The organism is Bacillus cereus group sp. BfR-BA-01349 (assembly GCF_022663795.1).
In the GTDB taxonomy this organism is placed as follows: Bacteria; Bacillota; Bacilli; order Bacillales; family Bacillaceae_G; genus Bacillus_A; species Bacillus_A cereus.
The window spans coordinates 28794-42180 of the sequence record NZ_JAKUGE010000048.1 but is presented as its reverse complement, the minus strand read 5'-3'; the positions used below and the strand labels follow the sequence as shown (position 1 = coordinate 42180).

The window sequence follows — 13387 nt, the reverse complement described above, 5'->3', positions numbered from 1 at the left end:
GCCTACTTTTATAAAATCTATAAAAGATAATAAAAAATTATATAAAAAAACCACATTTTGTTTGAAAATATCCCTTAAGTTGATGGATGTGGGGTAAGACCACATTCCAAAAGACACCGTTTAATTCCATCTTTACTGTGACATCTTTAATATCCAAGTCTACCACTATCACACCTCCCTTGTACAAAACTCAATCTTACTCTTCTATTTTAAACTTTAATACACCACAACTTAAAGAGATATTAAGTTTTTTCCAATCCTTCTTTACTATGAAAGAAAGTGTAGTTAATGCTAATTGTGTGGTAAATATTATCCAAAAAACTAAAACAGTTAAAATGTTAAAGATTGTTTCCATTAAACTACACTCTTTTCTTTATATATATTTTTATTTTATTAATACGGTTTAAAACTCTTATTACGTCTTAACACTCCCAAAGCAATTATAATGCACCATCACAACAACAAGTTGATGCCTATTTAATATCAATACGCTGTTATTACATGTATGTAGTTAGAGATGGAGGAGAAATTCATTTAACCTCTGTATTCTCCTCCATCTCAGCCAAATACCTAATCTGCCGTTCCGCTTTTCTCACTGCTGTACGAAAATGTTTTTTCAGGAGTTCTACTGTATTTTCACTTATATAATATCTTTCCGTTATACTTTCCCACGTGTCACTACTTTCAAATGTACTCCATTCAAATGGGCGTTCTGTATTTTTCTTTAGTTCTTTAAACACCCATTTTCGCATCTTTTTTTTCGCTTTTTCTGTTAGTTTTCCGTTTTTTACAAGTTCAAGTTCACCATGTCTTTTGTATCGCTTATTAATATCTCTCTCGCTATACACTTTAAGAAGTATATTTGCTGTATTTTCAGCATCTGCTAAAGCACGGTGCTGTTTTCCTTCCCACGTTAAAGCGAGCTGTTCTACCGCAAATTGTAAACTTGGCGTATGTTCAAACAATTCCTCATATGCTTGGAAAACAAATTTTTGCAAATCAATTCTATTTTCTTTTTCTATACTTGGGCATTCAACACCATATAATGTACAATCATGAGATAGAAAGCGATAATCTTCTTTTCCCCATGAAACAAATATAGAACCTTCGCCGATGAACTGAATAAATTTCTCTATAATTCGAGGGAATTTTTCTACACCCATTAAATCTTTTTTCGTAATACCGGTTAATTTTGTTGTATGACGAGTTAATCGTGCACTTGGTTTTACTAACTCCGAAAATTCTTCAATTATCTTCATCGTACCTATTTCTATTTTTACAGCTCCGATATCAACTATTTCTGACGGATCTTCTGATTTATACGGTCTGAAATTCCTCTCAATATCAAACACAATAAAATGTGTAGCGTTTTTCAATTTATTTACCTCTTTCTAAATTCCTTTTCACACAAACACTTTATTTTCAGTATTTATTTATTCATGTACTTTATACAAAAATACTCCGAATAAATAAATGAAAATTCAGTCTCGTTATGATATGTAAGTAGGAGGACATCTATAAAAATGCAAAAAAAAGAAGGGCGAGCCCTTCTTTTTTCAAAAATTACTTCTTGTTTACGTTAGTAGCTTGAGGTCCACGGTTACCTTGTTCTACTTCGAAAGTAACTTCTTGACCTTCTTCTAAAGTTTTGAAGCCTTCGCCTTGGATAGCTGAGAAATGAACGAATACGTCTTCTCCGCCTTCAACTTCGATGAAACCGAAACCTTTTTCTGAGTTAAACCATTTTACTTTACCGTTTTGCATGAAAAAAATCCTCCTACAATGTACCTATATGTACATATTCATTTTCAACCACCTTACAATAATAAGCCAGATATTAAAAAACTGCAACCCCTGAGGAGATTTAACATTGCTATCCTCCTCGGAAGTTACAGCTCATTTAAATCTCTATATTATTAAAAGTAAAATGGTTTAAATATACTATATCATATCAATATAATAAAAGTAAAGTTTTTTTCTTAAATTATTTTTTGTTCCCACTGCATTGCTTTTAATTCACCTGATCCGGCTACTACATAACCATCTTTTTGATTAACAATGCGCCATCCGTGCCCTTTAACTGAATCACATACTGTAACAATACCTTCTTCAAGAAGCACACGGCACACACTACTAATACCCGCCTTATTTTGCGTTGAAGTTGTATATAAAACATGTTGATCTACACTTAAGTCTAAATAACTACTTGCTTTCTGCTCACTTTGACATGTGTGCCAATATATTTTTTCACTTGCAATACTTTCATCTATTTTACAATAAGAAATATTCCCGCTAACTCCCTTGCACGATCCACTTGCCGCTACTAAATAAGAATTGTGTAAAGTCAACGCGGAGATCATTTGATTCATCGCAATTTTAATCCTCTTTAATTTACGTGTCTTCAAATCAAAGAGCCAAACACCACCATATTTAGCATGTATTTTCGTACCAATAAATAAGTAATGTTTATATAAAAATAACGATCGAATAGACGGTGCCGCACTGCCATACTCAAGAAACGGATAAATAGTTTCCCATGTCGAACCGAAATTATTAGAAAGATACAGCATTTTTTCTCCATGAGCAACAACAGTTCCTTGTACATTGCTACATACATTCCAACTCGTTGCTTTTGTTGGAAAACGCTGAATTGTCCAGTTCTCTCCACCATTCATACTACGAATAAAAATCCCTTCGTCACCTACACCATAAACTACATTATCTTCGCTATGTAAATCCCTAATTCGTTTTTGAAAACCATTTAAAATTCGTTTCCATTCTCCGTCTTGTTCAACAAATAAGCCATTATATGTAGTAGCTAACAACAGTTTTCCATCTCTTAACTTTGTAATAGCAGTTGCACTTAACATTGTCTCCACGTTGACACTCCCATTCTTAGAACTTCTCAGCAAATGCAATTGCAAAATTACTGCATTTTTCAACATCCTCTTCATCTTCTGGAGCTAATTCAATTTTCAGCCCTTCTTGTACAAGCTCTGCACCGCGTTCCACAAGACGTTCTTCAAATATCGTTACCGCTTCACAAAACAGTTCATACGCCGTATCACCCGATCCGAATACCGCTACCTTTTTCCCAGCTAAATCTATATTTTCTAAGTCATCATGAAAATCTTCCGCTTCAAATGGTAATTCACCATCGCCCCACGTATAAGATCCTAAAATGATTCCATCATAAGCTAATAATTCTTCAGCATCCATGCCTTCCATTTCTTGCAATACTACTTCATGATCAAAAGCATCTAAACTAACTTTAATTAAATCAGCAATACTCTCTGTATTTCCTGACATACTTGCATAAGCTATTAAAATTTTTGCCACTTTGGCATCCCCCTCTAACAATAAATGATTCTCATTCTCATTATATTAATAATGATAATCAATTTCAATTGATTTTTTCTACTTTTATTTACATTTCACATTACTTATTTCAAATAAAGTGAAACTTTAATCAGCGGGGTATTCATCCCCCACCTAACTTCTTTGTTTCCGCTGAATTTTGAGGCGGGGGTCTTACTGCCCGGCAAATAGCGGGATAAAGTGAAAGTTTAATGAGTCCTCACCAATCAAGCTTTTTCAGACAGCCCACAAAGAGCGGAATAAATAAAAAAGCACAGATGACTATACAATCATCTGTGCTTTTTTATTACTTTTTAAAAATACCAAACGGCTTTCCAACTGGTAAAACAACTTTTCCGAAGTGTGTGTTTAACACTGCTGCTGCTGAACCGTAGAAAGATAACAATGAAATAAGAAGTTCAGAATATGCTGCTAAATTATGCATTGCGTGCGGCATAACACCTAAAGTACTTAATGAAAGACCAATAAATAAGAAATCAATAAGGACGAAGATCATAAATAATACTTTATGTGTTTCCATTGCACCAATCGTCATAAAGATTGTGAAAATCAAATATCCGATAAAGCCTACACCAAGCTGTTTTGAATCTGCAGCTTGTGCTAATTTTTCGCCAAATACTCCAAGTTGAATTAACCAAGTCATTCCAACACCTAACCAAAATAGGCCGTACGCACCAAATGCTGTCGTACCGAATGTATTGTTATGCTTTGCATCGTGAATGCAAGCAAAGATTTGTGCGAATCCTCCTAAAAAGATTGCCCATGGTAATACAAGTGAAACGCCATCTGTTAAGCCTAACTTTTGAGATGATGCTACAAGTGTTACCATCGCTAATCCAAATAGACCAATTCCAGATGGATCCGCTGTTGTCATTTTCACATGATGTGTAGTAGTTTGATTGCTCATATAAACCTCCTGATTATAAACATACTCGAATACAATACTTAAATCAGAAGCCTATGTCAATGGTTTTTTTGTATGTTGTCAGACGTTATATTTTATAATGACTAAATATATTTTCGACCACTTCATAAGGTTTTATATTCACTTTTTCCAACTCGTTTATCGGTAGCCATAACGGAATATAACTTCCTCTATCTTCCCACTGAAATTCCTCAGCTGTTCCGCTTCCGAACACTCCGCCTGTAATATAGGCAGCATAATAATATTCATTTCCTTTATATTTTACCTTTGCAATAAGGTGCTCCACTTTTATATGTACCCCTAATTCTTCGTATACCTCTCTTTTCATTGCTTCTTCAGGCGTTTCACCTTCCTCAATCCCTCCGCCCGGAAAAACATAATATGTTTCCTCTTCTCGAATACGTTTTATAAGAGCGATTTTTCCTTCCTGTACAATGATAGCCGCCCCGCGATTTCTTATCATGTTATTACCTCAATACAAATCGCAACTGTTCCCCACTCTTTTTCTTGTTCTTTCGTATATATTTTGTATGTACTTTCTAACATTTCCTCTAAACTATCATTTTCACAATCCAATAATTTTTTATCGATTTGTTCATACATAGCTTTAAAGCTCTCGTATCGCTTTATTTCCGTTACTTTTACCGTCATCATTTCTTTTGTCGTAAGATTCGTAAATACGATTTCATCACCTTTGTTTATTAGTTGACGTTTTTCATCGTATAGGCGTACTTCATATACTTTTTTTCCTGATTGAATTGACTGAAACGGTTTATTATATAAACCCATTTCGTATCGCATACATCCCACTTCCTTTTGTTCATTTCACCTATTAATACAGTTCACATTACTACATCTTGCATATAATATTCCATACGTATCACTTAATTGAGAAAGGAGGCTGAAGAAGCATGTTATATTTAAATCAAAAACCTGAATATAATAAATATGATATTGGTGATTATACTTATAGTAAAGTAGGGCCAACCATTTTTTCTTGGAACGATGAAACAAAATTAAAAATAGGTAAGTTTTGTTCATTAGCAGAAGAAGTCGTTTTCATACTTGGCGGTGAACATCGCGCAGACTGGATAACAACTTATCCATTTAATGCACTTTTTGATGAAGGAGCACATATTACTGGTCACCCTTCTTCAAAAGGTGATATCGTAGTCGGCAATGATGTATGGATTGGTTATCAATCCTGCATTTTATCTGGGGTTACAATTGGTAACGGGGCCATTATCGGCGCCAGGAGCATTGTTACAAAAGATGTACCCCCGTATGCAATTGTAGCTGGTAATCCTGCAAAATTTGTTCGATATCGTTTCCCGCAAGAAACGATTGACAAACTAGAGAATCTCGCATGGTGGGACTGGGACATTTCTGTTATAAAAGGAGCCATTCCATTACTACTCTCCGACAAAATCGACGAATTTTTCACCTCACCCGAAAAAGAATCTACATGATCAATACAGAAAGAGCATCCTTTTTTCCGGATGCTCTTTCTGTATTTATTTTTTATTTATTTGCAAATGATTACACGGAGAACATTGAAAAGGAATTTTCCTTAAGCAATTAAGATTCGTTTCACAAATTTGTTCTATCGTTGGAACAAATGGAATGACAACTATGTTACTTTCTACCATTTGTGTAACAGGTGGCAATACTGTGCCTACTTGATGTTCGAAACGAATACTCGCTTGATTTATATAATTTCCTGAACCATTTGGCGCGCTCTGCACTACTACTTGGAACGAAACTGTCCGTGCTTCACCTGGATTTAAATTTCCTATAATAAATCCTGATACTGGGTTTACATTTGGCACTGGCGTATTATCAACCGTTACACTTCCAAGGACAAATTGAACACTACTATCTAACATATCTTGAAAACGAATATTTTGTATTACTGCATCCCCCGTATTTGTAATAACTGTCGTAAACGTAATAACATCTCCAATTGTTGCTGCCTGTAAATTTGCCGTTTTTACGACTGTCGTTGAGACATTTTGAGGAATAAACGGGATAACAACTGTATTGCTATCACCTTCAACTACTACTGGCGGCTCATTCGGATTTACAGTTGCGAGCCCATTTGCTATAGCAGTATTTGTAACTAAATTATTTATTTGTCCTCCTGTTATTACAACTTGGAAATTAATAATTGCTGCGTCATTTGGCTGAAAATCACCTAACGGAATACCGGTATTCGGATTAGCAAATGGAAGAGGTACATCATTTACCGTTACCGTGCCATTTATAAATAACGTATTCGGATCAATGATATCTGTTAAAACAATATTCATCACAGGAACTGTACTGTCATTTATAACGGCAATTCCATAAGTGACAACATCTCCTACCATCGCTACTTCAAAGTTTGCTCCTTTTGCAACAAATAAGATTGCAGTATTTACCGTCACTATAACTGTATTGCTCGTATCCATCACTGTAACTGGCGGCTCCCCTGGTACTAAAATATATTCTGCTAACGCCCCAGCAACGTTCACTACTGTACCACCATCTGGAAAGCTCGTAATCGTAGCTTCATATGTTACAATCGCCGTCTCACCGACTGGAATGTCTACAATCGTAAATCCAACCTGCGGATTTACTCCCGGACGAGCTACTCCATTTACAGTTACACTATTTGGAACGAAACCAGCCTCCTGAGATAGCACATCGATAAATTGAACATTCATCGCATCAGCAGTACCAGTATTTAATATTCGAACCGTATACTTTACTATTTCTCCTACTCCAACAATTGAATGATCTACTTCTTTTTGCATATCTAAACTGCCTCTATTTACTGGTGTGACTGTCGTATTACTTGAATTCGTAATTGTAAACGGAGGTTCTCCTGGAATTAATTCAAAATCACCCGTTACTCTTGCTGTATTCATAATGCTACTAGAAGGCGGAACTGCGATTACATTTACTTCAAATGTAATTAATACGCTATCCCCTACTGCAAGATTAGGCAATGCAAAGCCTACAAATGGATCTAAACCTACTTGCGGAATTCCATTTATTTGTACACTTTCAGGAACGAATTCTAAACTAGGTGATGGAACATCGATAAACTGAACATTCGTTGCTGTTACCGTTCCCGTATTTGTAACTTGCACACTATACGTTAACGTATCTCCTAATCGTGTCGCTTCTTTATTTACAGATTTTATAACGCTGAATCGTCCTCTATTCACTCTAGTTATCGTCGTATTACTCGGCTCTGTTACTACAACCGGTGGCTCTCCTGGCACTAAAGTAAAGCTTCCTGTTATATTTGCAACGTTCGTAATTGTTCCTGATGACGGGATGTTTGTAACTGTCGCTTGAAACGTCACTATAACTGTTTCACCTACCGGTATATTTCCAACTCCAAATCCAGTAATCGGATTTAAGTTTGGTTGCGGGGCTCCATTTATCGTTACACTATTTGGTACAAATGACGCCCCTGCTGAAATAGTATCAACAAACTGAACATCATTAGCTGTTATTGTTCCTGTATTCGTTATTTGGACCGTATACGTTAATATATCTCCAACGAGAGTAGCAACCCTATTTACTTGTTTAATAACATTAAATTGCCCTCTATTTACAGTTGTAAGTGTTGTATTGCTCGATTGGTTTACTATAACTGGTGGTTCTCCTGGTACTAATACAAAACTTCCCGTTACATTTGCCGTATTGGCAATTGTTCCGTTTGTCGGCACACTAACAACAGTTACTTGGAATGTGACTTCTACACTTTCACCTGGATTTATATCTGGAAGCGGGAATCCATTATTCGGATTGAATCCAGGTTGTAACACACCGTCTATCATTACACTGTTCGGCACGAATGCTATAGAGGAAGGTAATACATCACTATATTGAACATTTGTCGCTATCACTGTTCCTGTATTTTGAACTACTGTTGTATATGTGATTGTATCGCCTACTGCAACAACCGGCTGACTTACTGATTTTAAAACATTCAAACCAGGCTCATTGATTTCTGTTAATGTCGTATTACTTGTCGTTGTTTCCGTAATAGGCGGTTCTGTTTCACTTACAGCAAATGTAGCAGTAACGTCCACGAAGTTAACAACTGTTCCACCTTGAGGTATACTCGTTACCATCTCCTGATATGTGACAAGTACAAAACCATCTACAGGGATATCTGGAACTGTAAAGCCTATGAACGGATCTAATCCTGGTTCTGGTACTCCGTTTATACTCACACTTCCTGGAACAAATGCTACACCACTCGTACTAGAATCAAGAAATTGGACATTCGTTGCCGGTACCGTTCCAAAGTTAAAAATTAGTACATCGTAGGTTAATATTTCCCCAACCGTCGCTGCCTCTTTATCTACTATTTTTACTGGAAAAATTAAAGCTATATTAATTGTCGTAACGACTAAATTCGTTAATATCGTTTGCGTAATCGGTGGCTCCTGCGGATTCGGTTGTGAAGTAAATGTAACGTCAGCATCATTTAATATGACTTCATTATCTGGAATTTCTGTAATGGTCACTTGGAACGTTACAGAAATACTCGCACCAGCATTTAATAACGGACTAACTGTAAAGCCTATTTCTGGATTTAATCCTGGTTGCTGTATTCCACCTATCGTTACACTGTTGTCAACAAACGTCGTCCCTTCTGGAATGACATCTTGGAAGAGTACATCTGTAACAGGGATAATTCCTACATTCGTTATTAGCACTGTATACGTTAATACATCCCCAACAGCCCCAGTTGCAACATCAACTGTTTTTGTTGCTGTTACTTCACCAGGAGGAGGTAACGGTATTGTAACTACCGTTGTATTACTTGAATTCGTTGTTGTTACAGGTGGTTGTAAAGGATTTAATAAGAAAGTGGCTGTAGCAGATGCTGTATTTAATACTGCTCCACGTGTAGACGGTGCAACTACCGTAACTTGGAACGTTACTGTCAATGCTGTTCCAGCTGCAATATTAGGAAGCTGGAAACCAACATTTGGGTCAAATCCAGGTTGTGGCGTTCCATTTATCGTTACACTATTTGCTACAAATGTTGTTTCTGGAGAAACTGGATCAAGGAAAGAGACATTCGTTGCTGTTACTGTACCGTTATTTCGAATGACAACAGAATACGTGTAAGTTTCTCCAAGTGCTGCTTGTTGTACAGATGAAGATTTTTGTATATTTAACTGCGCTGTGTTTACTTGCGTCACTACAAAATTACTATTTGTAACAGTCGTTATTGGAGGGTTTGCTGGATTTATAAGAAAACTTGCAGTAACGTTCGATTGGTTTCTTATATTTCCACCGCTCGGAACACTCGTCACTGTAACTTGAAACGTAATCGTAGCCGTTTGTCCGACCGGAATATTTGGTACCGGGAAACCTGCCATAGGATCCGCGCCTTGCTGTACGACTCCATTTATCGTCACACTATTTGCTACAAAGGCAGTACCAGACGGAATTGGATCTTGAAAAACAATATTCGTTGCAGGAACAGTTCCTGTATTTTGAATAAGAATCGTATACGTTAACGTATCTCCTACACCAGCTTGTGGTGTATTTACACTCTTCATTACATTAAGTGATCCTACATTCACTCGCGTCACAACAATATTACTAATCGTTACAATTGTAATTGGTGGCTGGAGAGGACTTACTTGGAAATCAGCAGTGACATTCGCATTATTCGGAAGAACTCTATTTGGTGGTACACTCGTGATTGTCACTTGAAAAGTGACCGTCACCATACCTCCTACCGGAATATTAGCAAGTGAAAATCCAGTTGTCGGGTTTAAACCTGGTTGAGGTGTCCCGTTTATTGTTACACTATTCGCTACAAAAGTGGTTCCAACCGGAATCGGATCAAGGAATGATACATTTGTCGCTGCCACCGTTCCACTATTTTGTATACGAACTGTATACGTTAACGTATCTCCTACACCGGCTTCAGTAGCACTTACACTTTTCATTACATTTAACCCTGAAGAATTCACGATCGTCATAACAGTATTACTTGGTACTGTTACAGTAATCGGTGGCTCTGTTGGATTTACAAGGAAATCTCCAGTTACATTCGCATTATTTACAACATTATTTCCTTGGGGAATTTCATCAATTAATACTTCAAATGTAACAATAACACTGGCGCCAGTAGGCAAATTATTTAATGGGAATCCAAGTTCTGGATCTGCCCCTTCTTGTAAAACACCATTCACAACTACACTATTTTCAATAAATAATGTCCCTTGTGGAATTGAATCTTGGAAAAATACATTTGTAGCTGGTACACTACCTGAATTTATAACTTCGATTGTATATACTAAAACATCTCCTACCGTTGCAACATCCGTATTCACTGCTTTCACAACTTCAAAGTTTCCTGATTGTACTGTCGTATTCACAACATTACTCGGTACATTGATTGTTACTGGTGGTTCATTCGGATTCACTTGAAAGCTTGCTGTTACATTTGCTTGATTTAAAATATCTTCATTTTCTGGATTCTGTACAATTACTACGTCAAATGTGACTACAACCGTTTGAGCCGCAGGAATATTCGGAAGAGAGAATCCTGTATTCGGATTTAGTCCACTTTGCTGTACTCCATTAATTGTTACAGAATTTGCAACAAATGAAACAGCAGAAGAAATAGGGTCTTGGAAAAATACATTTGTTAACGGAACGTTCCCTGTATTTTGGACGGCAATTGTGTATGTTAAAGTATCCTCTACCGCCGCTTGCGTTGTATTCACTTCTTTTATTACATTCAAACCACCTGTATTAACTTGTGTCACAACTGTATTCGTTAGTCTATTAATCGTTATCGGCGGCTGATTTGGAATAACGACAAAATTAGCCGACACATTTCCGCGATTCGGAATCGTACCTCCTGACGGCGTAGATGTTACTCGTACTTGAAATGTAACAGTCCTACTTCCGCCAGGAGATATATTAGCTACCGTAAACCCACTCGCTGGATTTGCCCCAGGTTGTGAAACCCCGTCCACAGTCACACTATTTGCGATAAAAGTCGTTCCAATTGGGATCGGATCTTGAAAAATAACGTTCGTCGCAAGTACATTTCCTGTATTTTCAATTGTAATAGTGTACGTAAGAACGTCATTCACTGTCGCAAAAGCTCTATCTACTGTTTTTCTCGTTCTTATATCAGCTATGTTAATGGTAGTAACTACAGTGTTACTTGTCGCTTGCCCTGAAACTGGTTGTTGACCAGGCACTGGAGTAAAGGTAAATGTAGCACTTGCACGATTCGGAATTGGATTGACAAGAGGATTAGATGTTACTCGAACTTGAAAGCGAACTACAGTCGTTTGCGATGCATTAATACTTCCAAGATTAATACTACTTGCTGGATTCGCTCCTGGACGCGCTACTCCATTTACTGTAACGCTATTTGCGACAAATGTTGTTCCAGCAGGGATACTATCAACAAAAATAACATTGTTCGCAGTGACGTTTCCATTATTTGTGACATTAACTGTGTACGTTAATACATCATTAAGCGTTGCCGTCTGTAAATCTACAGATTTCTGCATACTTATGGTTGCTTGATTCACTGTCGTTTGTACTGTGTTTGAAGAAGACGTACTTGTAATAGGAGGACTACCAACGAAAGGACGGAATTGATATGACACCATTGCACGATTTAAAATAGGATTGGGATTCGGGAATGATGTTATTCGAACTTGAAATGTAACAATTCTTTGCGTGTTATTTGGGATTGTACCTAAATTAATTCCATTAGCAGGGTTTGCATTCGGCTGTGTTACTCCCTCTACCGTAACACTACCTGCAACAAACGTCGTTCCGTTCGGAATACTATCACGTAATACAACGTTTTCTGCACTTCCTGTTCCTGTATTTGGGACCGTAATCGTATAAGTGAGAGTATCCCCTACCCCTGCGACTGTTCTATTAACTGATTTAACAGGATTAATAATTGGACCTGTTGCATCAATTTGAACACCAAAACCAGCTGCAGCGTATCCATCTCCATTTGTAACGAAGCGAACAGTTGCTGACGTTTGATTATTTACTAATGATGCAGAGGCATTTACATTCGTAATATCCCACCCTTGTCTTCGGATCGCTAAAGCTATCCCTAACGGCTGATTCAAATTTCCAAATGTCCCGGTTGTATCTAACTCTCCAATGTCATTACAAATTTGAGACTGGAAGAAATTATTCGCAGGGTTTCTCGGTCCGAATAATGCAACTGTAGCATTTGCATTCGGTCCAAAGCGAAGTTGATCTCCAACAATGTTAGAATCGCCTTCTTGAGCAGTTACGAGCACTCTTCCTGTAACAGCTCCTGTTGCCGGCGTAGCAAATCCTGAAATAGTAGCATCAACTGGTGGTGATGAAGCATCAATAATTTCTTGGCCTGCATATACTGACAAATTTCGAAGTGGTAAACTTGCATTTTGATACACAACCTCAAGCGTCCATCCAGCTGAACGACTGATTGTCGGGTCGGCTGAAGTTCTGGCAGCAGGCACAGCACCCGTTGTATATGTGCCTGCCCCACCTGCACTAACAAGATTCGTTACATTGGCAGAGCGAGCATAATAAAACTGATTTTCTACTGAACCTTGCTGCGCGGTAGCAGGATCTGGCGTAACAGAAAACGTCCCTGCTGGCGTTGTAAATGTAATGTTATCATTTAAAAATGGTAAAACATCTTCCGTATCAGTCCGGAAAGTACCAGCCCAAACTAATTCTGCATATAACACACTGCTTCCCGCTGGAAGATTTAAAATTGCACTTGAAGAATTCAATTGCCATTCATCTGTTGTCCCTGCTGGGAATCCTGGTACTTGCAATGCTGTATTTACTGTCGTAAACACAGCAAGTGTACCAAAAATATTACCTGGTGCAGGTGATGTAGGGCTAAGTCCCAGCGTATTCCCAGTAAACGTGACGGCACCAGGTACCGTTGTCGTAAAACGATTTATAAAAGGCACACAATCATCTCATTTCATTTATAGTAAAAAGTGCTCTATACTATAAAATGTAGACAACCTATGTGATGTACGTTGTCCAACAAAATTCCGCACATAT

The 13387-nt window shown here is 37.4% G+C and carries 9 protein-coding genes; 1 reads left to right on the top strand and 8 read right to left on the bottom strand.

The window, feature by feature from the left end; all coding sequences use genetic code 11:
* Positions 1–530: 530 nt before the first annotated feature.
* From MR169_RS22050 to MR169_RS22020, 7 genes are all read right to left on the bottom strand, one after another.
* On the bottom strand, positions 531–1376 hold the full coding sequence (locus MR169_RS22050; RefSeq protein WP_000786421.1) for an exonuclease: 846 nt from the start codon (positions 1374–1376) through the stop codon (positions 531–533).
* 187 nt (positions 1377–1563) lie between these two features.
* On the bottom strand, positions 1564–1764 hold the full coding sequence (gene cspB, locus MR169_RS22045) for a cold shock-like protein CspB (protein WP_001179150.1): 201 nt from the start codon (positions 1762–1764) through the stop codon (positions 1564–1566).
* Positions 1765–1979: 215 nt separating this feature from the next.
* The gene (locus MR169_RS22040; protein WP_242320034.1) at positions 1980–2879 is read right to left on the bottom strand and encodes a WD40/YVTN/BNR-like repeat-containing protein; all 900 of its coding nucleotides are present in this window, start codon (positions 2877–2879) and stop codon (positions 1980–1982) included.
* Between the two features lie 16 nt (positions 2880–2895).
* Positions 2896–3339, bottom strand: coding sequence for a flavodoxin (locus tag MR169_RS22035; RefSeq protein WP_001062752.1), 444 nt, complete (start codon positions 3337–3339; stop codon positions 2896–2898).
* Between the two features lie 325 nt (positions 3340–3664).
* On the bottom strand, positions 3665–4285 hold the full coding sequence (locus MR169_RS22030) for an acetate uptake transporter (RefSeq protein WP_242320033.1): 621 nt from the start codon (positions 4283–4285) through the stop codon (positions 3665–3667).
* A gap of 85 nt (positions 4286–4370) precedes the next feature.
* Positions 4371–4766: an NUDIX hydrolase gene (locus tag MR169_RS22025; RefSeq protein WP_000620826.1), complete on the bottom strand. Its 396-nt coding sequence runs from the start codon at positions 4764–4766 to the stop codon at positions 4371–4373.
* Positions 4763–5104: an ASCH domain-containing protein gene (locus tag MR169_RS22020; protein ID WP_242320032.1), complete on the bottom strand. Its 342-nt coding sequence runs from the start codon at positions 5102–5104 to the stop codon at positions 4763–4765. Before MR169_RS22020 ends, MR169_RS22025 begins: the two co-directional genes overlap by 4 nt.
* Before the next feature lie 110 nt (positions 5105–5214).
* On the opposite strand from MR169_RS22020, the gene MR169_RS22015 reads away from it, so the two are divergent.
* Positions 5215–5772 (top strand): CatB-related O-acetyltransferase, encoded by a 558-nt coding sequence (locus MR169_RS22015; RefSeq protein ID WP_000966305.1) that lies wholly within the window; start codon positions 5215–5217, stop codon positions 5770–5772.
* A gap of 45 nt (positions 5773–5817) precedes the next feature.
* Here the strand turns inward: MR169_RS22015 and MR169_RS22010 are convergent, their stop codons facing one another.
* Positions 5818–13290, bottom strand: coding sequence for a DUF7507 domain-containing protein (locus MR169_RS22010; RefSeq protein WP_242320031.1), 7473 nt, complete (start codon positions 13288–13290; stop codon positions 5818–5820).
* Positions 13291–13387: the final 97 nt, after the last annotated feature.

Excerpts from the sequence above, each read along its gene's own strand:
- cspB (WP_001179150.1), bottom strand. The coding sequence starts at position 1,764 with ATGCAAAACGGTAAAGTAAAATGGTTTAACTCAGAAAAAGGTTTCGGT.
- MR169_RS22030 (WP_242320033.1), bottom strand. The coding sequence starts at position 4,285 with ATGAGCAATCAAACTACTACACATCATGTGAAAATGACAACAGCGGAT.
- MR169_RS22025 (WP_000620826.1), bottom strand. The coding sequence starts at position 4,766 with ATGATAAGAAATCGCGGGGCGGCTATCATTGTACAGGAAGGAAAAATC.
- MR169_RS22020 (WP_242320032.1), bottom strand. The coding sequence starts at position 5,104 with ATGCGATACGAAATGGGTTTATATAATAAACCGTTTCAGTCAATTCAA.
- MR169_RS22015 (WP_000966305.1), top strand. The coding sequence starts at position 5,215 with ATGTTATATTTAAATCAAAAACCTGAATATAATAAATATGATATTGGT.